This window comes from Streptomyces sp. NPDC006923 (assembly GCF_040635655.1).
Taxonomy (GTDB): Bacteria; Actinomycetota; Actinomycetes; order Streptomycetales; family Streptomycetaceae; genus Streptomyces.
This window is the reverse complement of record NZ_JBEYIF010000016.1, coordinates 48709-74827: the sequence shown is the minus strand read 5'-3', so window position 1 is coordinate 74827 and position 26119 is coordinate 48709. Positions and strand designations below refer to the sequence as shown.

General features: G+C 69.4%; 20 protein-coding genes. 8 read left to right on the top strand and 12 right to left on the bottom strand.

Going from position 1 to position 26119, the window contains the following annotated elements; genetic code table 11:
- Window positions 1–209: 209 nt before the first annotated feature.
- Window positions 210–1976, bottom strand: coding sequence for a proteasome ATPase (gene arc, locus ABZ707_RS26800; protein ID WP_360179713.1), 1767 nt, complete (start codon window positions 1974–1976; stop codon window positions 210–212).
- 253 nt (window positions 1977–2229) lie between these two features.
- Between arc and ABZ707_RS26795 the strand changes: the two genes are divergently transcribed.
- The gene (locus tag ABZ707_RS26795; protein ID WP_360179711.1) at window positions 2230–2550 is read left to right on the top strand and encodes a ferredoxin; all 321 of its coding nucleotides are present in this window, start codon (window positions 2230–2232) and stop codon (window positions 2548–2550) included.
- 25 nt (window positions 2551–2575) lie between these two features.
- Here the strand turns inward: ABZ707_RS26795 and ABZ707_RS26790 are convergent, their stop codons facing one another.
- The 3 genes from ABZ707_RS26790 to ABZ707_RS26780 all read right to left on the bottom strand — a co-directional run bounded on the left by ABZ707_RS26790 (window position 2576) and on the right by ABZ707_RS26780 (window position 5580).
- Window positions 2576–3163, bottom strand: coding sequence for a hypothetical protein (locus tag ABZ707_RS26790; RefSeq protein ID WP_360179709.1), 588 nt, complete (start codon window positions 3161–3163; stop codon window positions 2576–2578).
- Window positions 3164–3367: 204 nt separating this feature from the next.
- Window positions 3368–4270 (bottom strand): tRNA (adenine-N1)-methyltransferase, encoded by a 903-nt coding sequence (locus ABZ707_RS26785; protein WP_319679295.1) that lies wholly within the window; start codon window positions 4268–4270, stop codon window positions 3368–3370.
- Window positions 4271–4338: 68 nt separating this feature from the next.
- The gene (locus tag ABZ707_RS26780) at window positions 4339–5580 is read right to left on the bottom strand and encodes a site-2 protease family protein (RefSeq protein WP_360179707.1); all 1242 of its coding nucleotides are present in this window, start codon (window positions 5578–5580) and stop codon (window positions 4339–4341) included.
- A gap of 64 nt (window positions 5581–5644) precedes the next feature.
- Between ABZ707_RS26780 and ABZ707_RS26775 the strand changes: the two genes are divergently transcribed.
- Window positions 5645–6595, top strand: a complete 951-nt coding sequence (locus tag ABZ707_RS26775) for a PD-(D/E)XK nuclease family protein (protein ID WP_360179705.1) — start codon at window positions 5645–5647, stop codon at window positions 6593–6595.
- Between the two features lie 75 nt (window positions 6596–6670).
- The gene (locus ABZ707_RS26770) at window positions 6671–7342 is read left to right on the top strand and encodes a response regulator transcription factor (RefSeq protein ID WP_319679298.1); all 672 of its coding nucleotides are present in this window, start codon (window positions 6671–6673) and stop codon (window positions 7340–7342) included.
- A 99-nt stretch (window positions 7343–7441) separates the two neighbouring features.
- Here ABZ707_RS26770 and ABZ707_RS26765 read toward each other — a convergent pair whose 3' ends face one another.
- The 3 genes from ABZ707_RS26765 to metH form a co-directional block, all read right to left on the bottom strand.
- The gene (locus tag ABZ707_RS26765) at window positions 7442–9052 is read right to left on the bottom strand and encodes an ABC transporter substrate-binding protein (RefSeq protein WP_360179703.1); all 1611 of its coding nucleotides are present in this window, start codon (window positions 9050–9052) and stop codon (window positions 7442–7444) included.
- A 503-nt stretch (window positions 9053–9555) separates the two neighbouring features.
- Window positions 9556–10257, bottom strand: a complete 702-nt coding sequence (locus ABZ707_RS26760; RefSeq protein ID WP_360179701.1) for an HAD family phosphatase — start codon at window positions 10255–10257, stop codon at window positions 9556–9558.
- Between the two features lie 158 nt (window positions 10258–10415).
- Window positions 10416–13937, bottom strand: a complete 3522-nt coding sequence (gene metH, locus ABZ707_RS26755; RefSeq protein WP_360179699.1) for a methionine synthase — start codon at window positions 13935–13937, stop codon at window positions 10416–10418.
- A 233-nt stretch (window positions 13938–14170) separates the two neighbouring features.
- On the opposite strand from metH, the gene ABZ707_RS26750 reads away from it, so the two are divergent.
- The 5 genes from ABZ707_RS26750 (at window position 14171) to ABZ707_RS26730 (ending at window position 20064) form a co-directional block, all read left to right on the top strand.
- The gene (locus ABZ707_RS26750; RefSeq protein WP_360179697.1) at window positions 14171–14935 is read left to right on the top strand and encodes an IclR family transcriptional regulator; all 765 of its coding nucleotides are present in this window, start codon (window positions 14171–14173) and stop codon (window positions 14933–14935) included.
- Between the two features lie 255 nt (window positions 14936–15190).
- The gene (locus tag ABZ707_RS26745) at window positions 15191–15982 is read left to right on the top strand and encodes an MIP/aquaporin family protein (protein WP_360179695.1); all 792 of its coding nucleotides are present in this window, start codon (window positions 15191–15193) and stop codon (window positions 15980–15982) included.
- 37 nt (window positions 15983–16019) lie between these two features.
- Window positions 16020–17570 carry a glycerol kinase GlpK gene (glpK, locus tag ABZ707_RS26740; protein ID WP_360179693.1) on the top strand — a complete coding sequence of 517 codons (1551 nt, stop codon included), beginning with the start codon at window positions 16020–16022 and terminating at the stop codon, window positions 17568–17570.
- Window positions 17571–17609: 39 nt separating this feature from the next.
- Window positions 17610–19220: a glycerol-3-phosphate dehydrogenase/oxidase gene (locus ABZ707_RS26735; protein ID WP_360179691.1), complete on the top strand. Its 1611-nt coding sequence runs from the start codon at window positions 17610–17612 to the stop codon at window positions 19218–19220.
- Between the two features lie 172 nt (window positions 19221–19392).
- The gene (locus ABZ707_RS26730; protein WP_360179689.1) at window positions 19393–20064 is read left to right on the top strand and encodes a FadR/GntR family transcriptional regulator; all 672 of its coding nucleotides are present in this window, start codon (window positions 19393–19395) and stop codon (window positions 20062–20064) included.
- 108 nt (window positions 20065–20172) lie between these two features.
- On the opposite strand, the gene ABZ707_RS26725 is transcribed toward ABZ707_RS26730, so the two are convergent.
- From ABZ707_RS26725 to ABZ707_RS26705, 5 genes are read right to left on the bottom strand one after another with little or no spacing between them, the layout of a single operon-like run.
- Complete coding sequence (locus tag ABZ707_RS26725; RefSeq protein WP_360179687.1) at window positions 20173–21201, bottom strand: ABC transporter permease; 1029 nt, start codon at window positions 21199–21201, stop codon at window positions 20173–20175.
- A complete protein-coding gene (locus ABZ707_RS26720) occupies window positions 21198–22739 on the bottom strand; it encodes a sugar ABC transporter ATP-binding protein (RefSeq protein WP_360179850.1) in 1542 nt (513 codons plus the stop codon). The genes ABZ707_RS26725 and ABZ707_RS26720 overlap by 4 nt, the downstream gene beginning before the upstream one ends.
- 20 nt (window positions 22740–22759) lie before the next feature.
- Window positions 22760–23833 carry a sugar ABC transporter substrate-binding protein gene (locus ABZ707_RS26715; RefSeq protein WP_360179685.1) on the bottom strand — a complete coding sequence of 358 codons (1074 nt, stop codon included), beginning with the start codon at window positions 23831–23833 and terminating at the stop codon, window positions 22760–22762.
- Window positions 23834–23861: 28 nt separating this feature from the next.
- Window positions 23862–24644 carry an SDR family oxidoreductase gene (locus tag ABZ707_RS26710; protein WP_360179683.1) on the bottom strand — a complete coding sequence of 261 codons (783 nt, stop codon included), beginning with the start codon at window positions 24642–24644 and terminating at the stop codon, window positions 23862–23864.
- Complete coding sequence (locus ABZ707_RS26705) at window positions 24641–25960, bottom strand: enolase C-terminal domain-like protein (protein WP_360179681.1); 1320 nt, start codon at window positions 25958–25960, stop codon at window positions 24641–24643. Before ABZ707_RS26705 ends, ABZ707_RS26710 begins: the two co-directional genes overlap by 4 nt.
- Between the last annotated feature and the right edge of the window lie 159 nt (window positions 25961–26119).

Genomic DNA, 26119 nt, shown 5'->3' with positions numbered 1-26119 from the left:
CCTCCGGGAGCGGCGCTCAAGTACCGCTGTCTCTCAGATGCGTGTGCGGTGCCCGTCCCCGCACTGCGCGACGCGGCGGTACGAAAGAGCCTAGAACGCCTTTGCGCCGGTGGGGAGATCATTTCCGTCATTGGCCTGGTGTGGTGGCAGGTGCGGGTAAAGCAACCGGCTGCGGATGCCCGTCCGGACATCCGCAGCCGGGGCCGGCTCTAGAGGTACTGACCGGTGTTCGCCACCGTGTCGATGGAGCGTCCGGTGTCCGCGCCCTGCTTTCCGGTGACAAGGGTACGGATGAACACGATCCGCTCGCCCTTCTTTCCGGAGATCCTGGCCCAGTCGTCCGGGTTGGTGGTGTTCGGCAGGTCCTCGTTCTCCTTGAACTCGTCCACGCAAGCCTGGAGGAGATGGGAGATTCTGAGGCCCTTCTGGTTGTGGTCGAGGAAATCCTTGATGGCCATCTTCTTGGCCCGGTCGACAATGTTCTGGATCATCGCGCCGGAGTTGAAGTCCTTGAAATAGAGGACTTCCTTGTCGCCATTCGCGTACGTGACTTCGAGGAAGCGGTTCTCCTCGGACTCCGCGTACATCTGCTCCACGACGGACTGAATCATTCCGTGCGCGGCGGCGGCCTTGGAGCCGTTGTGCTCGGACAGGTCGTCCGCGTGCAGCGGCAGCGTGGGCGTCAGGTACTTCGCGAAGATGTCCTTCGCCGCCTCCGCGTCCGGACGCTCGATCTTGATCTTCACATCGAGCCGGCCGGGCCGCAGAATCGCGGGGTCGATCATGTCCTCGCGGTTGGAGGCGCCGATGACGATGACGTTCTCCAGGCCCTCCACACCGTCGATCTCGGCGAGCAGCTGGGGGACGATGGTGTTCTCCACGTCCGAGCTGACACCGGAACCACGGGTGCGGAAGAGGGATTCCATCTCGTCGAAGAAGACGATGACGGGGGTGCCCTCGCTCGCTTTCTCCCGGGCACGCTGGAAGACCAGGCGGATATGGCGCTCGGTCTCACCGACGTACTTGTTGAGGAGCTCGGGGCCCTTGATGTTGAGGAAGTAGCTCTTCCCCGCCGGCCGCCCGGTCACTTCGGCGACCTTCTTGGCGAGGGAGTTCGCCACGGCCTTGGCGATCAGTGTCTTGCCGCAGCCGGGCGGCCCGTAGAGCAGGATGCCCTTCGGCGGCCTGAGCTCGTGCTCCTTGAAGAGGTCCGGGTGGAGGTACGGGAGCTCGACCGCGTCGCGGATCATCTCGATCTGGCCGCCCAGACCGCCGATCTTGTCGTAGTCGACGTCCGGGACCTCTTCGAGGACCAGTTCCTCGACCTCGCTCTTGGGAACCACTTCGTAGACATAGCCCGAGCGGGGTTCGAGCAGCAGGGCGTCGCCGGGGCGGATGGTGATGTCCAGCAGCGGCTCCGCGAGCCGCACCACCCGTTCCTCGTCGGTGTGCCCGACCACCAGGGCGCGCTCGCCGTCCTCAAGGATCTCCTTGAGGGTGACGATGTCCCCGGCACGCTCGAACTCCATGGCCTCGACCACATTGAGTGCCTCGTTGAGCATGACTTCCTGGCCGCGCCTGACCTCGTCAAGCTCGACGCCGGGGCTGACGTTAACCCGGAGCTTGCGGCCCCCGGTGAAAATGTCGGCCGTGCCGTCCTCATTCGACTGCAGAAAGACCCCGAAGCCGGCCGGCGGCTGTGCGAGCCGGTCGACCTCCTCCTTGAGGGCCACGATCTGGTCGCGGGCCTCACGCAGCGTATTGGCGAGCCGCTCGTTCTGCGCGGACACGCCCGCCAGGTTCGTCTGCAACTCGACGATCCGCTCTTCGAGAATCCTCGTGTGCCGCGGAGAGTCGGCGAGCTTACGTCGCAGGACGGCGATTTCCTGCTCGAGATAGGCAACCTGGCCGGCTGGGTCTTCAGACCCCCGCCCCGGCCGGATGCCGCGGTTGATGTCGTCGTCGTGGGCTGCCACGGTCCTCACCTCCTCCATGGGGAGCTGGACGCTTCCTGACCCTACCTGGGTGGGTGATGATTGAAACCCCTAGATCACAAAGACTGTCGGAGTGTGTCCGATCTTCACCCTTGCGCTCTCCCTCACGCCAGGGGAATACCCACCGATCAACATCGGAAAGCGGCCGGTTGTATCGTCGAAGTGTTCAACACCCGTCAGGGCTTGCGCGACTTACTTCAGATCGCGTCACCCGGCGCAGGAAACGGCAGGAGAGATGACCGTGCAGCAGGAGGCTCCCACCGAAGGCATCACCGGGTCCGGTGAAGCGCTGGAGGTCTGGATCGACCAGGACCTCTGCACCGGGGACGGGATCTGTGCCCAGTATGCCCCGGAGGTCTTCGAACTGGACATTGACGGCCTGGCCTATGTGAAGAGCTCCGACGACGAGCTGCTCCAGTCACCCGGCGCGACAACACCGGTACCGCTGCCGCTGTTGCGCGACGTGGTCGATTCGGCCAGGGAGTGCCCGGGCGACTGCATCCATGTGCGCCGGGTCTCGGACCGGATCGAGGTGTACGGCCCCGACGCGGAGTAGGCCCGAAGTCACCCGGGGTGAGCGGTCAGACGCTCTGCGCGGCGGGCCGCTCACTCCGTACGAACGCGCCGTTCTCCCACCGCCAGGAGAGCCTCTGCTCCTCGTCGGGGCAGCAGCTCGGCACCTCGGGGCCCGAGTAGCCGAGCAGCGTCGCCAGCACCGCCCCGTCCCGGATCGCGAAGTCGTCCCCGACGCTCTTCTTGTCCTGGGGATCGACCAGCGTGGCCACTACACGGGGCCCGGACTTCGCCGTCGCGCTCAGCACGTACACGCCGCTCGGCGGGGTGCCGGAACCGGCGGCGCAGCGCACGACCGCAGCGGTCTCGGGGCTGCCGTCCCCGTCGAGGTCGCCGGCGGCCCGGGCGGTGACCACCTGGGCCGCTCCCCCGCACTCCAGGGGGAAGTCCACACCGGACGGATCGGGAGCGGGAAGCGGGGCACGGTCCCCGGCGGCGGCGCCGTGGGCGCCGGTGCCCGACTGGGACGCCTTGGCGGCGTCGGGCTGCAGCAGCCCCGCCAGCGCCACGACAGCGGCCATCGCGGCGGCCGTCGCGAGCCAGTGCACGGGGCGGGGCCGGGTGTGCGCGAGGTCCGGGACATCGGAGAGCTGCACGCGGAGTGTCTCCTGTGAGGGGTGCCGGCGAGTGACCTGGGGTGGGAGGGAGACAGCATCGTGCCACACGTCACAGTCGGGCGGAACAGCGGGGTCCGTCAACACAACATGACAATGCCGCCGCCGAGTTCCCCGGCCGGAGGGGAGAACTCGGTGGCGGCGTCGTGAGGTTGGCGGGCGGCGGGCGGTGGCCGGCGGGGCTGATCAGCCCCGCGAGCCGCTGCCGCTCCCGGGGCCGTCGTAGTCGTCGCCGTAGGCGCCCTTGGCGGGACGGCGGCGGCGCAGCGGGGGTTCGACACCGTCCGCGAGCCGGCGGGCGGTGACCAGGAAGCCGGTGTGGCCGATCATCCGGTGGTCCGGCCGTACGGCCAGGCCCTCGACGTGCCAGTTGCGGATCATCGACTCCCAGGCGGCGGGCTCGTTGAACGTGCCGAACTCCCGGATCGTCTCCACCGTGCGGGCGAGCTGAGTGGTCGTCGCGACATAGGCGCAGAGGATGCCGCCGGGGACAAGCGCCTTGGAGACGGCCTCGATGCACTCCCAGGGGGCGAGCATGTCCAGAATCACGCGGTCGACGTCCGTGTCCGACAGATTGTCCTGGAGGTCACCGACCGTGAGCTGCCAGGCGGGGTGGGGCTCGCCGAAGTAGCGCTCCACGTTCTGCTGGGCGATCTCGGCGAAGTCCTGGCGGCGCTCGTACGAGTGCAGCATGCCCTGGTCGCCGATGACGCGCAGCAGGAAACTGCTGAGCGAGCCGGAGCCCACCCCCGCCTCGACGACGCGCGCGCCGGGGAAGATGTCGGCGAAGGCCAGGATCTGGCCGGCGTCCTTCGGGTAGACCACGGCGGCGCCGCGGGGCATGGACAGGACATAGTCGGGGAGCAGGGGGCGCAGCGCGAGGTAGGCGACGTTTCCCGTGGTACGGACAACACTGCCCTCGGGAGCACCGATCAGCTCGTCGTGCGGGAAGGACCCTTTGTGGGTGTGGAAATTCTTCCCGGCTTCGAGCGTGAAGGTGTAGTGGCGTCCCTTGGGATCGGTGAGCTGGACCTGGTCCCCGACCTTGAAGGGCCCGCGTCGGCGGGCGGCACCGGTCGGTTCGGACATGTGACCAGCCTAGCCGCTTTTTCGGGGGCCTCTGTCGCCTCGGGCGCCCCGTACTCCGGGCCCGGCGATCAGTCCGCGTGCGGCCGTGCCATCGCGGCCACGAAAGCACGCTCGACGTCGGCGGTGGACAGCACGCCGTAGATCTCACCGGTCTCCTCGAGCACCAGGTACTCGGTGGCGGGGCTGGCCCGGAGACGGTCCAGGAGCGCCTCTCCCGCCAGCTCCGCGGGGACCTTCATGGCGTCCGTGAGGTCCTGGGCCAGTCCGCTCACCGCGACCCAGGGCCGCCGGTGCTGCGGGACGCCGACGATCGCGGCCTCCCGGACGATCCCCGTCGGGTCGCCGTGGCCGTCGACGACGACCAGCGCGCGGGCTCCCGCCTCGTTGGCCCGGCGCAGCGCCTCGGAGAGCGGGGTGCTGGACTCGACCGGCACCGCGCGCCGGGTGAGCGCGCGGGCCTGGAGCTCGGGAAGGTGCTCGCGGAGCCTGGCCATCCGCAGGCTGTTGCCCGCGCCGGTCCAGATGATCGCGGCGAGGATGGCGGCGAGCAGCGCGTCGGTGACGGTCTCGGTGCCGCTGACGGACTCGGCCGACCGGCCGAGGGCGCCGGTCTGGGTGAGCACCGGGAGGCCGAAGAGGACGGCGACGGCCAGCGCCCGGCCGACCCAGGCGGCGGCGACGGTGCCGCTCATCGGTTTGCCGGTGATCTTCCAGACGACCGCGCGCAGCATCCGGCCGCCGTCCAGCGGAAGGCCGGGCAGCAGGTTGAACGCGGCGACGATCAGGTTCGAGACCATCAGACCGGCGAGCAGGACGCCGGGCACCGTGCCGGGCTCGACGGCCAGCAGGCCGAGGTAGAAGACACCGGAGAGCACCAGCGAGAGCAGCGGCCCGACGAAGGCGAGGACGAATTCGCGGCCGGGGGTCTCGGATTCCTTCTCGATCTCGGAGACCCCCCCGAAGAACTGGAGCTGGATCCGGCGCACCGGCAGTTTGAAGCGCAGCGCGGCGACCGTGTGGGCCAGTTCGTGGACGAGGACGGAGGCGTAGAAGGCCACCGCGAAGAACAGCGAGACCAGATACCGCAGGCCGCCGAGCTCGGGCAGCACCCGTTCGAGCTGGCCGCCGAAGATCCAGGTGATGAGAGCGGCCACCAGGAACCAGCTCGGGGCGACATACACCGGCACACCGAAGGGGCGGCCCATCAGGATGCCGCCACCGGGGCTCTCGCGCTTCGGCGGCTTCCCGCCGGTGCCCGTGTCCCCGGGCCCGGACCGCCTGGTCCCGCCGCTCTCGTCGTCCTCTTTCACGGGTTCCCTTCGTCGGCGGCGGTGTCGCTCAGTCGATCATGCAGTGCGAGAGGCTCTGTAGTCGATGGTATTCGGCTCACTGTCAGTCGAGGGCCGTAGGGTCTGCGTCATGAGTACGAGCGTGCCCCCCTCCTCGCTGTCGCCGTCGCGTGCGAGCGACTTCATGCAGTGCCCTCTGCTGTACCGGTTCCGGGTGATCGACAAGCTTCCGGAGAAGCCGAGCGAGGCGGCGACCCGGGGCACGCTGGTGCACGCCGTGCTGGAGCGGCTCTTCGACGCCCCGGCCGTCGAGCGCACCGCGCCGCGGGCCAAGGCGCTGATCCCCGGTCAGTGGGACCGGCTGCTGGAGTCCAGGCCGGAGCTGGGCGAGCTGTTCGCGGGGGACGAGGAGGGGGAGCGGCTGACGCGCTGGCTGGCGGAGGCGGAGCGGCTGGTGGAGCGCTGGTTCTCGCTGGAGGATCCGACGCGGCTGGAGCCGGCGGAGCGGGAGCTGTTCGTCGAGACGGAGCTGGAGTCGGGGCTGCGGCTGCGCGGGGTGATCGACCGCGTCGATGTGGCGCCCACCGGCGAGGTGCGGATCGTCGACTACAAGACGGGCAAGGCCCCCCGCCCCGAGTACGCCGAAGGGGCGCTGTTCCAGATGAAGTTCTACGCCCTGGTGATCTGGCGGCTCAGGCGCCTGGTGCCGCGCCGGCTCCAGCTCGTCTATCTGGGCAGCGGCGAGGTCGTGACGTACGACCCGGTGGAGGCCGACCTGGAGCGGGTGGAGCGCAAGCTGCTGGCGCTGTGGGAGGCGATCAGGCTCGCCACCGAGACGGGTGACTGGCGGCCGCGGCCCACCAAGCTCTGCGGCTGGTGCGACCACCAGGCGGTCTGCCCGGAATTCGGCGGCACACCTCCCGTGTATCCGCTGAGCGTTCCGCCCCTGGCCGTGCCGGCGCCGGGGGTGCCGCCGGCCGCAGAGAGCACGGAGAGCGTGGCGAGCGGGCTGGAGACCGCGCGGGCGGCCGAGTAGCGCCGCCGGCGCCCGCCGGGACCGGCGCGGGACGCTCAGGGCAGAATTGGGGCCGGTCTAGTGAAGGAGCTCCCTGTGGCTATCCGCGTCCTACTGGTCGACGACCAGCCGCTGCTGCGCACCGGATTCCGGATGATTCTGGAGGCGGAGCAGGACATCGCGGTCGTGGGCGAGGCCGGGGACGGCCTTCAGGCCATCGACCAGGTCCGGGCGCTCCAGCCCGATGTGGTGCTGATGGACATCCGGATGCCCAGGATGGACGGGGTCGAGGCGACCCGGCAGATCACCGGTCCCGGCCGGGACGGCCCGGCGAAGGTGCTGGTCCTGACGACCTTCGACCTCGACGAGTACGTGGTGGAGGCGCTGCGCGCGGGGGCCAGCGGCTTTCTGCTGAAGGACGCGCCCGCCAATGAGCTGGTGCAGGCCATCCGGGTGGTGGCGGCGGGCGAGGCGATGCTGGCGCCGAGCATCACGCGCCGGCTGCTCGACAAGTACGCGGATCATCTTCCGTCCGGCGAGGAGCCGGTGCCCGACGCGCTGCACACACTGACCGAGCGTGAGGTCGAGGTGCTCAAGCTGGTGGCCCGCGGGCTGTCCAACGCGGAGATCGCCGCGGACCTCTTCGTCAGCGAGACGACGGTCAAGACGCATGTGGGTCATGTGCTGACGAAGCTGAGCCTGCGCGACCGGGTGCAGGCCGCCGTCTACGCGTACGAGAGCGGCCTGGTGCGCCCCGGCGCCCAGTGACGGCCCCGGGGAGCGGCCGGCGCGAACGCGGCGAGCACCGCCCCGGAGGGCGGTGCTCGTGTTCCGGCCGTGCGGGTAATGCCGCGCACGGCCGCCGGTTCAGGAGGCCTTGCTGGTGCCGCGGTGCAGCTCCCACAGGAGCAGCTCCGCCGACGAGTTGACCGCCCACTCCACACCCGCGATGTCGTCGCGGGAGGCGACGTACTGCTTGCCCTGCCAGAGCGGCAGCACGGGGACGTCCTCGGCGACGATGTCCTGGATCTCCGAGAAGGTGTTCGTGGCGGCGCTGCGGTCGGCCTCGCGGCGCGAGTCCGGGATCAGCTTGTTGCGCAGAGTGGGGTTGGCGTAGGGCGTGTTGAGGAAGTTGTCCTTGTCGAGGAACGGCGCGATGTAGTTGTCCGGGTCCGGGAAGTCCGGGAACCATCCCATTCCGTAGACCGCGTAGTCACCCTTTGTCTGGTTCGGCCGGAAGCTCTTCCACTCCGCGCCCTTGACGGTGATGTCGAAGAGCCCGCTGGCGTTGAGCTGAGCCTTGAGGGTCTCGAACTCCTTGGCGGTGGCGGCGCCGTAGTGGTCCGTCGTGTAGTTCAGGGTGAGCTTCACCGGCGTGCTGATGCCGGCGTCCTCCAGGAGCTGGGCCGCCTTCGCCCGGTTCGGCTCGCCGTACTTGTTGAAGAACGAGTTCGTGTGGGTGGCGATGGTCGCCGGGATGAGCGAGTAGAGGGGCTCGGCTATCGCGCCGTACACCTTGGTGACCAGGTCGCCGCGGTCGATGACGTACGCCATGGCCTGGCGGACCGACTTCTCCTTGACGGACGGGGCGGAGGTGTCGAATCCGAGATAGCGGATCTCCAGGCCGGGGATCTCGGTGAGGGCGATGCCCTCCTTGGGGTTCTCGACCAGGGACTTGATCTGCTCCGGCGTCATGGCACGGGTCATCATGTCGATGTCGCCGGAGTCCAGCGCCTTGCCCATGACGTTGGCGTCCGTGAAGGTCCTGACCTCCACCTTGTCGTTCTGGAGCTTCAGGTCGCCCTTGTAGTTCGGGTTCCTGGTGAAGACCGCCTTGGTCATGACGTCGCCGCTGACCTCGGCCTTGAAGGTGTACGGACCCGAGCCGTCCACCGCGAAGCCCTTGCGGAGCTTGTTCGCCGAGTATGTCTTCGGGTTGAGCAGGCCGGCCACCGGGGTGGAGAGCTTGTACGGGAACGTCGCGTCGGGCGTCTTGAGATGGAAGACGATCTCGGAGTCGCCGTTGGTGTCGATCGTGTCGATGTTGGTCATCAGACCGGACGCGCCGTTGGGGTCCTTGATGTTCACCAGGCGCTCGATGGAGAACTTCGCGTCCGCCGCGGTCACCGGGTCGCCGTTGCTGAACTTCAGCCCGCTGCGCAGGGTGCAGCGGTAGCTCTCGTTCTGCCGGTCCGTGAACTCGCACTTGGAGGCGGCGTCGGGCACCGGGGCCCCGCCACCGCGCGGCACATGCATCAGCGACTGGATGGTGTTGCGGATGAGGTTCCAGGTGGCTGTGTCATAGGTGAAGGCGGGGTCCAGGGGGGCCTGGGCGTCCTTCGTGGCGATGACCTGGTCCGTGGTGCCCACGACAATGGCGTCAGCGCCGTCGGAGCCGCCCTCCGACCCACCGCAACCGGCGAGCACGGGCGCGAGCAGGCCGATCACGGCCGACAGCACCAAAGTCTTGCGGTTCATCCTGGACGTACTCCCTCATCCGGCACTGAGATACAGCGGTGTAAGCGGGAGACTCCGCCGCGTCCACCCGTTCGGGGCAGTGCGATCGGGCCGGGATACAGGGCGATCGGTCCTGTGTGCATGGCGACTTGATGGCCGTCGGGACACGTCGTTGATGCGGCGAAGTACTCGCGACGAGATTAGTCGGAGGCACCGGGAATGCCGGAACGGGCCCGAACTGAAACGTAATCACACAGTGATCACCAATAGCGGCGTGTGGATATCCGCCTCCGTGCATGTTTCGTACACGCCTCCACCAATCAGGACACAAGGGCACGGGAAGACACTTCGCGGCCGGGCATGGATCAGCCTCGCCCGGCCCTGTCGATGAAAGGACGGGTGATAAAGGTCACTCCTGGAGCCGTTTTACGGCGCCGGGATCCTCCGTGCGGACGTCACGGAAAATGTCCGTACCAATGCCGAGAGTCTCCGGCGCTTTCCCATCGCCACGCTCGGTGCCCGTATCAGTACCCGTGCGTCATCAGACCGCGCAGAAATACCAGGTCGATCTCTTCCAGAGATCCGACGATCATCCGTCCGTCGGCGGGCGCGATCGGAGCGACGGAGGGGACGGCGACGACCCGGCAGCCGGCGGCCTCGGCGGCGGCCACGCCCGTGGCGGTGTCCTCGACGACGGCGCACCGCGCGGGGTCGGCGCCGAGTCCGCGCGCGGCGAGCAGATAGGGATCGGGGTGGGGCTTGGTGCGGGGCACCTCGTCGCCCGCGACGGTGAGCGCGAAGTACTCGGGGCCCAGCGAGGCCAGGACCCGGTCGATGATGCGCCGGTGCGAGGCGGAGACCAGAGCGGTGGGCACGCCGTGCGCCGCCAGCTCGGTGAGCAGCCTGGTGGCGCCCGGCATCAGCGGCACTCCGCGTCCGATGCGCTCCTCGAACTTGTCGTTGAGCCGTACGGTCAGCTCCGCGAGGGTGACGACGGCGCCGGTGGCCTCGATGAGGAAGCCGGCACTCCGGGTCATGGGCCCGCCGACCACCACATCGCGCCATGCCTCGTCGAGGACGTGGCCGAGGTCCTTGAAGACCTCCACCTCCGCGTCCCACCAGAAGCCCTCGGTGTCGACCAGGGTTCCGTCCATGTCGAGCAGGACGGCCTGCAGGGCGGAGCCCTCGGCCGTTCGGGTCAGGGACGCGGGGACCGTACTGGTCATCGGCACACCTCCGTGAGGGACGAGAAGGCCGGTCACCTGTCCCTTCGGGTTTCCCCTCGGGGACAGGCGACCGGCCTGCGCTGGACCAACGAGTGTACGACTCGTCCGCCCGCCGCGCCGACTCGTCCGCGGCCGACCGGGTCGGCACCCCTCCCGGGTCAGCGCGCGTTGAAGTACTTCGCCTCGGGATGGTGGATGACGATGGCGTCCGTGGACTGCTCGGGGTGGAGCTGGAACTCCTCGGAGAGCTGTACGCCGATCCGCTCGGGCTCCAGCAGCTCGGCGATCTTGGCGCGGTCCTCCAGGTCCGGGCAGGCGCCGTAGCCGAGCGAGAAGCGCGCGCCCCGGTACTTCAGGGCGAACATGTCCTCGACATCGGCCGGGTCCTCGCCGGAGAAGCCCAGCTCGGAGCGGACCCTGGCGTGCCAGTACTCGGCGAGGGCCTCGGCGAGCTGGACGGACAGCCCGTGCAGTTCGAGGTAGTCGCGGTAGGCGTTCCGCTCGAAGAGCTCCGCGGTGGTCTCGCCGATCTTGGAGCCGACGGTGACGACCTGCAGTCCGACGACGTCCCGCTCGCCGGACTCCTCCGGGCGGAAGAAGTCGGCGAGGCACAGCCGGCGGCCCCGGCGCTGGCGCGGGAAGGTGAAGCGGGTGCGCTCGGAGCCGTCGTCATTGAGCAGGATGAGGTCGTCGCCCTTGGAGACACACGGGAAGTAGCCGTAGACGACGGCGGCTTCCAGCATGTTCTCCGTGTGCATCCGCTCCAGCCAGCCGCGCAGATGGGGCCGGCCCTCGCTCTCCACCAGTTCCTCGTAGCTGGGCCCGCCCTTGCGGGACTCCTTGAGGCCCCACTGGCCCTTGAAGAGCGCGCCCTCGTCCAGCCACGAGGCGTACTCCTTGAGCTGGATGCCCTTGACGACCCGGGTGCCCCAGAACGGCGGCTCCGGGACGGGGTTGTCCACGGAGACGTCAGAACGGACGGCGCCCTCCTCGGGGCGCTCCTCCACCACCGTGCCGGCCGTGGCCTTGACCCGGCGCTGCTTCAGCTCGGGGAGCGTGGCGCCCGGCACACCGCGTTTGACGGCGATCAGGGCGTCCATCAGGCGCAGGCCCTCGAACGCGTCGCGGGCGTAGCGGACTTCGCCCTCGTAGATCTCGTGCAGGTCCTGCTCGACATAGGCCCGGGTCAGCGCGGCGCCGCCGAGGATCACCGGGTAGTCGGCCGCCATGCGCCGCTGGTTCAGCTCCTGGAGGTTCTCCTTCATGATCACGGTCGACTTCACCAGCAGACCGGACATGCCGATGACATCCGCCCGGTGCTCCTCCGCGGCGTCCAGGATCGCGGAGACGGGCTGCTTGATGCCCAGGTTCACCACGTTGTAGCCGTTGTTGGAGAGGATGATGTCGACCAGGTTCTTGCCGATGTCATGGACGTCGCCGCGGACGGTGGCGAGCACGATGGTGCCCTTGCCGACGGCATCCTCGCCGTCGGCGACTTTCTCCATGTGCGGTTCGAGGTAGGCGACGGCGGTCTTCATGACCTCGGCGGACTGGAGCACGAACGGAAGCTGCATCTGGCCGGAGCCGAAGAGCTCGCCGACGACCTTCATGCCCTTGAGCAGGGTGTCGTTGACGATCTCCAGTGCGGGACGGCTGGTGAGGGCCTCGTCGAGGTCGGCCTCCAGGCCGTTCTTCTCACCGTCGATGATGCGGCGCTGGAGCCGCTCGTCCAGCGGCAGGGCGAGGAGTTCCTCGGCCCGGCCGTCCTTCATGGACTTGGTGTTGACGCCCTCGAACAGCTCCATGAGCTTCTGCAGCGGGTCGTATCCCTCGGACCGCCGGTCGTAGATCAGGTCGAGAGCGACCTTGACCTGCTCCTCCTCCAGGCGGGCGATCGGCAGGATCTTCGAGGCGTGCACGATCGCGGAGTCCAGGCCCGCCTTGACGCACTCGTCGAGGAAGACGGAGTTGAGGACGATCCGGGCGGCCGGGTTGAGGCCGAAGGAGATGTTCGACAGGCCCAGGGTGGTCTGCACGTCCGGGTGGCGGCGCTTGAGTTCGCGGATCGCCTCGATGGTGGCGATGCCGTCCTTGCGGGACTCCTCCTGACCGGTGCAGATGGTGAAGGTCAGGGTGTCGATGAGGATGTCCGACTCGTGGACGCCCCAGTTGCCGGTCAGGTCCTCGATGAGCCGCTCCGCGACGGCGACCTTGTGCTCGACGGTACGGGCCTGGCCCTCCTCGTCGATGGTCAGGGCGATCAGCGCGGCGCCGTGCTCGACCGCCAGCGCGGTGACCTTGGCGAAGCGCGACTCCGGGCCGTCGCCGTCCTCGTAGTTGACCGAGTTGATGACGGCCCGGCCGCCGAGCTTCTCCAGTCCGGCCTGGATGACGTTCAGCTCGGTGGAGTCCAGCACGATCGGCAGGGTGGAGGCGGTGGCGAAGCGGCCCGCCAGCTCGGCCATGTCCGCGACGCCGTCCCGGCCGACGTAGTCGACACAGAGGTCCAGCAGATGGGCGCCTTCGCGGATCTGGTCGCGGGCCATTTCCACACAGTCGTCCCAGCGGCCGTCCAGCATGGCCTCGCGGAACTTCTTCGACCCGTTCGCGTTGGTCCGCTCGCCGATGGCGAGGAACGCGGCGTCCTGGCGGAACGGCACGGTCTGGTAGAGGGAGGCGGCGCCGGGCTCGGGGCGCGGCGCACGCTCCGTACGGGCCGCGCCGCGGACCCGCTCGACGACCTGGCGCAGGTGTTCCGGCGTCGTACCGCAGCAGCCGCCGACCAGCGACAGGCCGTACTCGCGGACGAAGGTCTCCTGGGCGTCGGCCAGCTCGGCGGCCGACAGCGGGTAGTGCGCCCCGTCCTTGCCGAGCACCGGGAGGCCGGCGTTGGGCATGCAGGACAGCGGGATCCGGGAGTGCCTGGCGAGATAGCGCAGATGCTCGCTCATCTCGGCGGGGCCGGTGGCGCAGTTGAGGCCGATCATGTCGATGCCCAGCGGCTCCAGCGCCGTCAGGGCCGCGCCGATCTCCGAGCCGAGCAGCATCGTGCCGGTCGTCTCGACCGTGACCGAGCAGATGACCGGCAGATTGGTGCCGGTGGCCGCCAGCGCCCGGCGGGCCCCGAGCACCGCGGCCTTGGTCTGCAGCAGGTCCTGGGTGGTCTCCACCAGCAGCGCGTCCGCACCTCCGGCGATCATCCCCTCGGCGTTCCGCTGGTAGGCGTCACGCAGTGTGACGTACGCGGCGTGGCCCAGGGTGGGCAGCTTGGTGCCGGGGCCCATCGAGCCCAGCACCCAGCGCTGCTGACCGGTGGAGGCCGTGAACTCGTCCGCCACCTCGCGGGCGATCCGGGCGCCCGACTCGGAGAGCTCGAAGACCCGCTCCGGGATGTCGTACTCCCCCAGCGCCGCGAAGTTCGCGCCGAAGGTGTTGGTCTCCACACAGTCGACGCCGACCGCGAAGTACTCCTCGTGCACGGACCGGACGATGTCCGGGCGTGTCACGTTCAGGATCTCGTTGCAGCCTTCCAGGTCCTGGAAGTCCTCGAGCGTCGGGTCCTGGGCCTGGAGCATCGTGCCCATGGCGCCGTCGGCCACCACCACACGGGTGGCGAGAGCCTCGCGCAGGGCTTCGATTCGAGTCCGGCTGTCGGTGGAGGGGGTCGGCGACGAGGCCATGAATGTACTCCCGGGGCTGCGACGGCTGTCGGCTTTGCGTCCGCTGAGGCGGGCGCACCCGGCCAGCGTAGCCGGGCGCGTCCGGTTACGGTGCGGCATCCCGCCGACCGGACGGCATCCTGATCCGCGGGAACATCCGGGGCACGCGGTCTTGACAGATGTTTCTCATTGCGAGAAAAGGTCGGCATCGACCGATAGTGTTCAGCATTGTCGAACATAGTGGAGGTCCGCCGATGGCGAAGAACATCCAGTCGCTGGAGCGGGCGGCGGCGATGCTGCGGCTGCTCGCGGGCGGCGAGCGGCGGCTCGGCCTCTCCGACATCGCCTCGTCCGTCGGCCTGGCCAAGGGGACGGCACACGGCATTCTGCGCACCCTCCAGGCGGAGGGTTTCGTCGAGCAGGACGCGACGTCGGGGCGCTACCAGCTCGGGGCCGAGCTGCTGCGGCTCGGAAACAGCTATCTGGACGTCCACGAGCTGCGGGCACGGGCCCTGGTCTGGACGGACGACCTGGCCCGCTCCAGCGGCGAGAGCGTCCATCTGGGGGTCGTCCACCAGCAGGGCGTGCTGATCGTCCACCATGTCTTCCGCCCGGACGACAGCCGGCAGGTGCTGGAAGTGGGGGCGATGCAGCCGCTGCACTCCACCGCGCTGGGCAAGGTGCTCTCGGCGTACGACCCGGTGGCGCACACCGAGGCCGTCGAGAGCGATCGCGCGCTCTTCACCCCGCGGACGATCACCGAGCTGGCCGAGTTCGAGTCCGTGCTGGATCTCACCAGGGCACGCGGCTGGGCGGCGGACGTCGAGGAGACCTGGGAAGGCGTGGCCGCGGTGGCCGCGCCCATCCACGACCGCCGGCGGATGCCCGTCGGCGCCATCGCCATCACCGGGGCGGTGGAGCGGCTCTGCGCGGCCGGGGAACTGCGGTCCGAGCTGGTCGCCGCCGTGCGCGAGTGCGCCCGTTCGGTCTCCAGGGACATCGGCGCCGGGCGCTTTTGAACCGGATGGCGGATCATCTGTAGTGGTCGAGATGAGCCGAATTGGTCGAATTATTGGAAGGTCTTGCGCGCTGAACCCTTGACGGCATGTTGGCCACAGGACAAAACTGCCGTCTACCGGTTCGGCATTGTCGAACACTTACCGGCAATACGAGTTAGTGTGTGACAACGCCAGGGCCGGTCACGCCCTCACCTGAGGGCTCGGACCTGTGGCGCGAGCCGGAGGTCCGCCTCCCCCTGGACGAAGGAGTCTCGGGTGTCCAACTTCGACATCTTCATCGGCGAGTTCACCGGTACCGCCCTGCTGATCCTGCTCGGCGGCGGTGTGGTCGCCGGGGTCGTGCTCAAGCGCTCCAAGGCACAGAACGCCGGCTGGCTCGCCATCAGCTTCGGCTGGGGCTTCGCGGTCATGGTCGGCGCGTATCTCTCGGCCGGCGTCTCCGGCGCCCTGCTCAACCCCGCTCTCACCATCGGTCTCGCGATCGAGGGCGGCGTCAAGTGGGGCGACGTACCGCTCTACATCGGGTCCCAGCTCCTGGGTGCGATGGTCGGCGCCTTCCTGGTCTGGGTGACATACATGGGCCAGTTCAAGGCCCATCTGACCGATCCGGAGATCCTCGCGGCGCAGCCGCAGATCGAGGGCCTGGTCGACCAGACGTCCGCCCCCAAGGCGGGTCCCGTCCTCGGCATCTTCTCCACGGGACCCGAGATCCGCAATGTCTTCCAGAACGTGCTGACGGAGGTCATCGGGACCTTTGTCCTGGTCATCGCCATTCTCACGCAGGGCCTCAACGACCAGGGCAACGGCCTCGGCGTCCTGGGCGTCCTGATCACGTCGTTCGTCGTGGTGGCGATCGGTCTCTCGCTCGGTGGTCCCACCGGGTACGCCATCAACCCGGCCCGGGACCTGGGCCCGCGCATCGTGCACGCGCTCCTGCCGCTGCCCAACAAGGGCGGCTCGGACTGGAGCTACGCCTGGATCCCGGTGGTCGCCCCCGTGATCGGCGCCGCGCTGGCCGGCGGCTACTACAACTGGGTCTTCGCGTAAGCCCCCCTCCCCTACGCACTGAGCAGGAGCAGACACCGTGAGCGACGACAACACCGCAGGCACCTCCTCCCACGGGGCGGGGCCGTTCATCGCGGCCATCGACCAGGGCACCACCTCCAGCCGCTGCATCGTCTTCGACCGGGACGGCCGCATTGTCGCGGTCGACCAGAAGGAGCACGAGCAGATCTTCCCGAAGCCGGGCTGGGTGGAGCACGACGCCCTGGAGATCTGGGCCAATGTCCAGGAGGTGGTGGCGCGCGCCATCGAGAAGGCGGGCATCACCTCCGCCGACGTCAAGGCGATCGGCATCACCAACCAGCGCGAGACGACGCTGCTCTGGGACAAGAACACCGGCCGGCCCGTCCACAACGCCATCGTCTGGCAGGACACCCGTACCGACGCGCTCTGCCGGGAGCTCGGCCGCAATGTCGGCCAGGACCGCTTCCGCCGGGAGACCGGTCTGCCGCTGGCGAGCTACTTCGCGGGGCCCAAGGCGCGCTGGCTGCTGGACAACGTCGAGGGGCTGCGCGAGCGCGCCGAGAGCGGCGACATCCTCTTCGGCACGATGGATTCCTGGGTCATCTGGAATCTGACCGGTGGCACGGAGGGCGGTGTGCATGTCACGGACGTGACCAATGCCTCCCGCACGCTGCTGATGCGGCTGGACACGCTCCAGTGGGACCCGAAGATCTGTGCCTCCATCGGCGTACCGGCGGCGATGCTGCCGGAGATCCGCTCCTCCTCGGAGGTCTACGGCACCGCCAAGGGCGGCGTGCTGGACGGGGTGCCGGTCGCCTCGGCGCTGGGCGACCAGCAGGCGGCGCTGTTCGGGCAGACGTGTTTCGCCGAGGGCGAGGCCAAGTCCACGTACGGCACAGGCACCTTCATGCTGCTGAACACCGGCCACAAACCCGTCAACTCCTACAACGGCCTGCTGACGACGGTCGGCTACCGCATCGGCGACCAGAAGGCGGTGTACGCCCTGGAGGGCTCCATCGCCGTCACCGGTTCGCTGGTGCAGTGGATGCGCGACCAGATGGGCCTGATCAAATCCGCGGCCGAGATCGAGACGCTGGCGTCCTCGGTCGAGGACAACGGCGGCGCGTACTTCGTGCCCGCCTTCTCCGGTCTGTTCGCACCGCACTGGCGCCCGGACGCCCGTGGTGTGATCGCCGGCCTGACCGGCTATGTCACCAAGGCGCACATCGCCCGCGCGGTGCTGGAGGCGACCGCCTGGCAGACCCGCGAGATCAGTGACGCCATGACCAAGGACTCGGGCGTCGAGCTGACCGCGCTCAAGGTCGACGGCGGCATGACCTCCAACAATCTGCTGATGCAGACGCTCTCCGACGTCCTCGACGCACCGGTGGTGCGCCCGATGGTCGCCGAGACCACCTGCCTCGGTGCCGCCTACGCCGCCGGTCTCGCCGTGGGCTTCTGGCCGGACACCGACGCGCTGCGCGCCAACTGGCGCAGGGCCGCCGAGTGGACGCCCCGGATGGACGAGGCGACCCGCGCACGTGAGTACAAGAACTGGCTCAAGGCCGTCGACCGGACCATGGGCTGGCTGGACGACGACGACAGCTGACCGGGCCGAAGAGCCGACAAGAGCTGAAGAGGAGTAGGAATGAGCACCCTGCAGAGCGTCCCCGCCCTGGGGACGCACCCGGCCGGCGGTTCGCTGCCGAGCCGCGCCGAGACCCGGGAGCAACTGTCCAAGGCGACGTACGACCTCCTGGTGATAGGCGGCGGCATTCTGGGCATATCCACCGCCTGGCATGCCTCCCAGTCGGGACTGCGGGTGGCCCTGGTGGACGGTGGCGATTTCGCGGGCGCCACCTCCTCCGCCTCCTCCAAGCTGCTCCACGGCGGTCTGCGCTATCTGCAGACCGGCGCGGTCCGGCTGGTGGCGGAGAACCACTTCGAGCGGCGTGCGGTGTCCCAGCAGGTGGCACCGCATCTCGCCAATCCGCTCACCTTCTATCTGCCGGTCTACAAGGGCGGCCCGCACGGCGCGGCGAAGCTCGGCGCGGGTGTCCTGGCGTACTCGGCGCTCTCCGCCTTCGGTGACGGCGTCGGGCATGTCATCGGCCCGGCCAGGGCCCGGCGCGCCGTGCCCGAGCTGCGTACGGACCATCTGAAGGCCGTGGCCGTGTACGGCGACGACCAGATGAACGACGCCCGGATGGCGCTGATGACGGTCCGCGCGGCGGTCGAGTCGGGAGCCACCGTCCTCAACCACGCCGAGGTCACCGGGCTGCGCTTCACCCAGGGCCGGGTGACGGGCGCCGATCTGCGCGACCGCGTGGACGGCACCGAGTTCGGCGTCGACGCCCGGCTGGTCCTCAACGCCACCGGGCCGTGGGTCGACCACCTGCGGCGGATGGAGGACCCCGGCGCCGCGCCCTCCATCCGGCTCTCCAAGGGCGCGCACCTGGTCCTCCGGCGCACCGCTCCCTGGCGGGCCGCGCTCGCGACCCCGATAGACAAGTACCGCATCACCTTCGCCCTGCCCTGGGAGGACATGCTGCTGCTCGGTACGACCGACGAGGAGTACGAGGGCGACCCCGGCGATGTCTCGGTCAACGAGCGGGACATCACCCAGATCCTGGACGAGGCGTCGCTGTCCGTCCGCGACCAGCAGCTCTCCCGCGATCTGATCGCCTACTCCTTCGCCGGTCTGCGGGTGCTGCCCGGCGGGCCCGGCGACACCTCCAAGGCCAGGCGCGAGACCGTCGTGACCGAGGGCAGGGGCGGGATGCTCTCGGTCGCCGGCGGCAAGTGGACGACGTTCCGTCATATCGGCCGTACGGTGATGAACAAGCTGGCGGCGCTGCCGGGACACCCGCTGGGCGACAACATCGAGCCGATCTCGGAGCTGCCGAAGAAGCTTCCGCTGCCCGGGATCTCCAACCCGAACGCGGTCGCCCACCGGCTGCTGATCGACGCCGGCGGCACGGGGCCCTCCATGGCTCCGGACACCGCGCGCCATCTCGCCACCCACTACGGCTCGCTGTCCTTCGACATCGTGCGGCTGGCCAACGAACACCCGGAGCTGGGCCGGCGGATCCATCCGGACGCCCCGGAGATCTGGGCGCAGGTCGTCTACGCCCGTGACCACGAATGGGCCGAGACGGCGGACGACGTGCTGCGCCGCCGTACGACACTGACGATCCGCGGCCTGGCCACGGACGAGATCCGCTCCGGGGTCGAGGACGTGCTGGGCCGGCGCGGCTGAGGCGGACGACCGGGGTGTCCGAGCGGTCAAGGGGCGGTCCCCGGTGCGGGGCCGCCCTTTCCGTCTGTCCGGGAGCGCACCGGGCGATGATCAGGACCATACGGAAGCGTGCCACCGGCGCCTCCCGGGACGCATAATGGGGGCCGATACATCGGATGTCTGGAGGTCGCCCGTGGCTGTCACTGACGAGGCCATCGAGAAGATCAAGGAGATGATCGTCTCCGGCGCGCTGCGCCCCGGCGACCGTCTTCCCAAGGAGAGCGAACTCGCCGCCGAACTGGGCCTGTCCCGGAACTCGCTGCGCGAGGCGGTGCGCGCGCTCTCGCTCATCCGGATCCTCGACGTACGGCAGGGCGACGGCACGTATGTGACCAGCCTCGATCCCCAGCTCCTGCTGGAGGCGATGAGCTTTGTCGTGGACTTCCACCGCGACGACACGGTGCTGGAGTTCCTCGCCGTACGCCGCATCCTGGAGCCGGCCGCCACGGCGATGGCCAGCTCCCGGCTCACCGAGGCCCAACTGGAGGCACTCGCGGGCCAGTTGGACGCCCTCGGGTCGGATCCCTCGGTGGAGCAGCTTGTCGCCTCCGATCTGGAGTTCCACCGGGGGATCGTGCAGGCCTCGGGCAACTCGGTGCTCTGCTCGCTCCTCGACGGGCTCTCCGGGCCCACCACCCGCGCCCGGGTCTGGCGCGGGCTCACCCAGGAGGACGCGGTCAGCCGTACGCTCCACGAGCACCGGGCGATCCTCGCGGCGCTGCGCGACCGGGACGCCGAGGCGGCGAGATCCTGGGCGACGGTGCACATCGCGAGCGTGGAGATGTGGCTGCGGTCGACGCTCTGAGACGCGGGAGCCCCGGCCGTAGGCACACGCCGCCGGCCGGGGTCACGGAACGCGGGGAGCCCCTACGGAATGTCCGTAGGGGCTCCCCGCGTTCCGCCGGTGCCTCGCTCAGTCCTGCTTCTCACCGCTCGCGAAGCGCGAGATGACCAGCGCCACAATGATGATCGCGCCGTTGAGGAACTGGTTCCACAGGGCCGGTACACCGCCGAGGGTCATCACATTCACCACGAGCTGCAGGGTCAGCACACCCGTCAGCGCCCCGAAGAGCGTGCCGCGCCCGCCCTTGAGACTGATACCGCCGATGACGGCCGCGGCGAAGACCTGGAAGATCCAGCCATTGCCCTGGGTGGCCGCGACCGAGCCGTAGTGGCCGGTGTAGAGGACACCGGCGAAGGCCGCCAGCAGCCCGCCCACGGCGAGGACGATCCAGGTGATCCGGTCCACCCGGATGCCGGCGGCGCGGGCCGCCTCCGGGTTGCCGCCGATCGCGTACAGCGAGCGTCCGTGGCGCAGCCAGGCCAGGGCGGCGCCGCCGATGGCGAACAGCGCCAGGCAGATCCACACCGCGGCCGGGACGCCCAGCCAGTCCGTCTTGCCCAAGTACCGGAAGGACTCCGGGACATCGGTGATCGACTTGCCCTCGGTGATACCGATGTGGAGCCCGCGCAGCATGGTGAGCATGCCGAGGGTGGCGATGAAGCCGTTCACCCGCAGCTTGAGCATCAGGAAGCCGTTGACCGCTCCGACGGCCACACCGACCAGCAGACAGAGCGGAATCGCCGTCCAGGTCGGCAGCAGTTCGAGCCCGGCGAACCGGCCGCCCTCGGTGGGCAGCACCAGCCACATGGCGACGACCGGCGCGATGCCGATCGTCGACTCCAGCGACAGGTCCATCCGGCCGCAGATCAGGATCAGCGCCTGGCCCAGCACCAGCAGGCTCAGTTCGGAGGACTGCTGGACCACGCTGATCAGGTTGTTGGAGGTGAGGAAGACCGGCGAGACGATGAAGCCGATCACCATCAGCACCAGGATCACCGGTACGAGCGAGAAGTCGCTCCACCTGATCAGCCGCAGCCGGCTGGGCGGACTCGCGCTCGCGGTCGCGTCGGCCACCGGCGGCCGTATGGTCTCGGTCATTCCCGCTCCCCCACACCTTCCATGGCGGCGACCAGCTCCCGGTCGGTCCACCCGCTCCCGAACGAAGCGACCACACGCCCGTGGAACAGGGCGAGCACCCGGTCGCAGACCCGCAGATCGTCCAGCTCGTCCGAGATGATCACGGCCGCGCTGCCCTCGTCCGCCACTCTGCGCACCACGCCGAGCAGCGAGTCCTTCGATTTGACGTCGACGCCCGCGGTGGGCCGCAGGGCCACCAGCGCGCTGGGCCCGCGCGCCAGGGCGCGGGCGACGACGACCTTCTGCTGATTGCCGCCGGACAGACCGGAGACCGGCTGCTCGGGGCCCTGTGTCTTGATGTCCAGCTTTTCGATCATGGACCGGGCGAACTCCCTGGTCCGTGACGGCAGTACGGTCCCCCAGGGGCCGAGCTGGTCGGTGACCGTGAGCGTGGCGTTCTCCGCGACGCTGCGGTCCGCGACGAGGCCCTGGAGATGGCGGTCCTCGGGGATGTAGCCGATACCGGCGTCCAGCGCGTGCGGCACGCTGCCGGGCTTCACCGTACGGCCGCGCACCGCGACCTGTCCCGAGGTCGCTCTGCGCATACCGACCAGGACCTCCCCGAGAGCGGTGGCACCACTGGCCGCCGCCCCGGCCACCCCGAGCACCTCACCCGGCCGCACCGCGAGGTCGAGCGCCTCGAACTCGCCGTCGAGGGCCAGCCCCTCGGTACGCAGGACGGGCTCGGTCTCCGGGCCGGGCGCGACCGCGCCCGCGGCGTGCCAGGCGGCCGCCGCGCCCGCCGACTCGCCGGTCATCGCCGAGACCAGGTCCGCCTTGGACAGTTCGGCGACCGGGGCGGTCAGCACATGGCGGGCGTCGCGGTAGACGGTGACGGCGGTGCACAGTTCGTACACCTCCTGCAGATGGTGGGAGATGAAGAGGAACGCCACCCCCTGGCTCTGCAGTTCGCGCAGCTTGTCGAAGAGCCGCTGGATACCGCGCGCGTCGAGCTGCGCGGTCGGCTCGTCCAGGATGATCAGCCGGGCGCCGAAGGACAGCGCCCGCGCGATCTCGACGAACTGCCGCTGCTCGACCGGGAGATCCTTCGCCCGGACATTGGGGTCGACATCCACCCCGTAGCCGGCGAGCAGGTCCCGCGCGCGCTGCCGCAGCCCGCGCCAGCCGATGAAACGGCCACCGCTGCCCGAGCGGTCCAGGCCGTAGTTGTTGAGGAAGAGGTTCTCGGCGACGGTCAGATCGGGGACGACCATCGACTTCTGGTAGACACAGGCGATCTTCGACTGCCAGGCCGTGGTGTCACCGAAGGCGGGCGCGGGCTCGCCCCCGAAGCTGACCTGTCCCGCGTCGGGCCTGTGCAGCCCGGTGAGGACACTGACCAGAGTGGACTTGCCCGCTCCGTTGCGCCCGACGAGTGCGTGTGACTCGCCGGGGCGCACGGTGAGCCGGACACCGTCGAGCGCCACGGTGGGGCCGAAGCGCTTGACGATGCCTTCCGCGTGTACCGCGGCCGGCGCCTCGCGCCGCGCGGGCTCCATGGGCTCATTGGGCTCCATGGTTAGCTCTTCTTCTCCAGCTGGTTGGCCCACAGCTTCGGGTCGTCCACGTTCTCCTTGGTCACCAGGGGCGCGGGGAGCTGGTCCTCGAAGCCGTTGGGGATCTTGATGACCGTGGACTCGTGGTCGGTCGCACCCTCCTTGGGAGCCGTGCCCGCGAGCGCCTCCTTGGCCCAGTACAGCGCGTACTTGGCGTACAGGTCGGCCGGCTGGGAGACGGTGGCGTCGATCTTCCCCTCGCGGATGGCGTCCAGTTCCTCGGGGATGCCGTCGTTGGAGATGATCGTGATGTGTCCCGGGGCCCCGGGGGCCTTGAGGAGCTTCTTCTGCTCCAGCAGCGCCAGCGTCGGCTGCAGGAAGACACCGCCCGCCTGCATGTAGATGCCGTTGATGTCCGGGTGCGCGGCGAGCGTGGACTGGAGCTTGGCCGACGCCACGTCGCCCTTCCAGTCCGTGGCCAGCTCGAAGACCTCGATGCCCGGGAACTTCTGGTCCATGCAGGACTTGAACGCCTCCGACCGGTCACGGCCGTTGATGGAGGCGAGGTCGCCCTGGAATTCGACGACCTTGCCCTTGCCCTTGAGCTGCTCGCCCAGGTACTGGCAGGCCTTCTCGCCGTAGGCGCGGTTGTCGGCGCGTACGACCATGTAGACATCGCCCTTGTCGGGCCGGGTGTCCACGCTGATGACCGGGACCTTCTTCTCGCTCAGCGTCTGGAGCGTCTCGGCTATCGCGCCGGTGTCCTGCGGCGCCATGATCACCGCCTTGGCACCCTGATCGGTGAACACCTGCACATTGGAGACGAGCTTGCCGATGTCGTTCTGCGAGTTCGTCAGCGGAAGGGCGTCGACCTCGCCGGCCGTGACGCCCTTCTCCACGTACTGCTGGTACGAGTTCCAGAAGTCACTGTCATTGCGCGGCAGGTCGATACCGACCTTGCCGCCGCCGTCGGCGCCGGCCTCCTGGTCACGGTTGCAGCCTGCCAGGGCCGTGACGGCCACAAGCAAAGCGCAGGCCGAGGCACTGGTTGTACGCAATCTGCCGAGTGGGAGGCGCCCCACGGTCTGTCGCGGCATGGATGTCCGTCCTTAGGTGAGTGTCGGCTCAGGTGGCGGGACGCAGGCGCAGGCCCTGCATTCCACCGTCGACCGCGAGCGCCGTGCCCGTGACGGCGGCTGCGGCGGGGCTGGCGAGATAGGCGACGGCCGCGGCCACCTCGTCGGCGCCGACCAGCCGTCCCGTGGGCTGGCGCGCTTCGAGTGCGGCGCGTTCGGCCGCCGGGTCCTGGGCCTGGTCGAGCAGTCGGCCGATCCAGGGAGTGTCGGCGGTACCGGGGTTGACGCAGTTGACCCGGATGCCCTCGCGCACATGGTCGGCGGCCATGGCCAGGGTCAGCGACAGGACCGCGCCCTTGCTGGCGCTGTACAGGGCGCGCTGGGGCAGACCGGCGGTGGCGGCGATGGAGCAGGTCTGGGTGATCGAGACACAGCCCGGCCGGCCGGCGGCGGCGCGGCGCAGATGGGGCACGGCGTGCCGGGCGGTACGGACCATCCCGAGCACATTGATGTCGAGGACCCGCCGCCACTCGTCGTCGGAGTTGTCCACGACCGTGCCGATGGCGCCGATGCCCGCGTTGGAGACGACCGTGTGCAGCGCGCCGAACTCCTCGGCCGCCGCGTCCACCGCCGCGCGCACGGCGGCGTCGTCGGTGACGTCGGCCTTGAGTGCCAGCGTCCCGGCGGGGGCGCCCGCGGTCTCGCGGTCGAGGACGGCGACCCGCGCGCCCCGCTCCAGCAGCAGCGTCGCGATGGCCGCGCCGATGCCCGAGGCACCGCCGGTGACCAGGGCGGCGAGCCCCTCGAAATCGCGTACCTGTACCGCCGTCATGAACTGATCTCCTCGATGGTGCGGCGAGCCTGCCACACAGGCCCGTCCGGATAGCTGTGTTCGGCGATCGACTCGGGCAGCATCCTTGCGGAGAAGCCCGGTGCGACCGGAGCGGTGTAGTGCCCCGACTCGATCACGACGGGGTCGGCGAAGTGCTCGTGGAGGTGGTCGACATACTCGATGACGCGGTCCTCCCGGCTCCCCGACACGGCGACGTAGTCGAACATCGAGAGGTGCTGGACGAGTTCGCAGAGTCCGACACCGCCGGCGTGCGGGCAGACGGGCACCCCGTACTTGGCCGCGAGCAGCAGGATCGCCAGGTTCTCGTTGACGCCCGCGACGCGCGCGGCGTCGATCTGGACGAAGTCGACGGCTCCGGCCTGGAGAAGCTGCTTGAAGACGACCCGGTTGGCGACATGCTCGCCGGTGGCCACCTTGACGGGCTGACCGGCCCTGATCGCGGCGTGCCCGAGGATGTCGTCGGGGCTGGTCGGCTCCTCGATCCAGTGCGGTTCGTAGGGCGCGAGGGCGGACATCCAGCGCACCGCGTCGGACACGTCCCAGCGCTGGTTGGCGTCGACGGCGATCCGGATCCCGGGGCCGACCGCCGCGCGGGCGAGCTTCATCCGGCGCACGTCGTCGTCGAGGTCGCCGCCCACCTTGAGCTTGATCTGTTCGAAGCCGTCGGCGACCGCCTGCTCGGCGAGCGTGACCAGCTTGGTGTCGGAGTAGCCGAGCCAGCCCGGCGACGTCGTGTACGCGGGGTATCCCTCGGCTCTCAGCCGGGCGGCCCGCTCCTCGCGGCCCGGCTCGGCGGCGCGCAGGATGGCCAGCGCCTCGTCCGGCGTGAGCGCGTCGGAGAGATAGCGGAAGTCGACGAGCGAGACGAGTTCCTCGGGCGTCATCCCGGCGAGGAACTCCCAGACCGGCTTGGACGCGTTCTTGGCGGCCAGGTCCCAGGCGGCGTTGATGACGGCGCCCGCCGCCATGTGCATCACGCCCTTCTCCGGGCCGAGCCAGCGGAGCTGCGAGTCATGGGTCAGCTCGAAGGAGAGCGCGGCGAGATCGGCCGCGGTGTGCGGGGCCCGGCGCCCGACGACATAGGGCCGCAGCGCCTCGATGGCGGCGGCCGTCACCTCGTTGCCGCGCCCGATGGTGAAGCAGAAACCGTGGCCCTCGGCGCCGTCCTCGGTACGCAGGACCACATAGGCGGCGGAGTAGTCGGGATCCGGGTTCATGGCGTCGGAGCCGTCGAGCTGTTCCGAGGTGGGAAAACGGATGTCGTGAACCTCGAACCCCGTGACGGTCTGACTCATGCACGCCCCCCTGAGAAGAACATCGGACCTCTTCTGGTCATCCGATGTATAGCGCCGTTGAGACCCGATAGTCCAGGGGCGGGAGTAAATTTACGATCACAGCTCGGATGAATGCGGGTGGAGAAGCCCCGGCTCCCGGACCTATGCCCCCGTACGGCG

Bases quoted from the DNA above. Each gene is read 5' to 3' on its own strand.
- ABZ707_RS26795 (WP_360179711.1), top strand. From the start codon at position 2,230: ATGACCGTGCAGCAGGAGGCTCCCACCGAAGGCATCACCGGGTCCGGT.
- ABZ707_RS26785 (WP_319679295.1), bottom strand. From the start codon at position 4,270: ATGTCCGAACCGACCGGTGCCGCCCGCCGACGCGGGCCCTTCAAGGTC.
- ABZ707_RS26775 (WP_360179705.1), top strand. From the start codon at position 5,645: ATGGTATTCGGCTCACTGTCAGTCGAGGGCCGTAGGGTCTGCGTCATG.
- ABZ707_RS26765 (WP_360179703.1), bottom strand. From the start codon at position 9,052: ATGAACCGCAAGACTTTGGTGCTGTCGGCCGTGATCGGCCTGCTCGCG.
- ABZ707_RS26760 (WP_360179701.1), bottom strand. From the start codon at position 10,257: ATGACCAGTACGGTCCCCGCGTCCCTGACCCGAACGGCCGAGGGCTCC.
- metH (WP_360179699.1), bottom strand. From the start codon at position 13,937: ATGGCCTCGTCGCCGACCCCCTCCACCGACAGCCGGACTCGAATCGAA.
- ABZ707_RS26750 (WP_360179697.1), top strand. From the start codon at position 14,171: ATGGCGAAGAACATCCAGTCGCTGGAGCGGGCGGCGGCGATGCTGCGG.
- ABZ707_RS26735 (WP_360179691.1), top strand. From the start codon at position 17,610: ATGAGCACCCTGCAGAGCGTCCCCGCCCTGGGGACGCACCCGGCCGGC.
- ABZ707_RS26725 (WP_360179687.1), bottom strand. From the start codon at position 21,201: ATGACCGAGACCATACGGCCGCCGGTGGCCGACGCGACCGCGAGCGCG.
- ABZ707_RS26720 (WP_360179850.1), bottom strand. From the start codon at position 22,739: ATGGAGCCCGCGCGGCGCGAGGCGCCGGCCGCGGTACACGCGGAAGGC.
- ABZ707_RS26715 (WP_360179685.1), bottom strand. From the start codon at position 23,833: ATGCCGCGACAGACCGTGGGGCGCCTCCCACTCGGCAGATTGCGTACA.
- ABZ707_RS26710 (WP_360179683.1), bottom strand. From the start codon at position 24,644: ATGACGGCGGTACAGGTACGCGATTTCGAGGGGCTCGCCGCCCTGGTC.
- ABZ707_RS26705 (WP_360179681.1), bottom strand. From the start codon at position 25,960: ATGAGTCAGACCGTCACGGGGTTCGAGGTTCACGACATCCGTTTTCCC.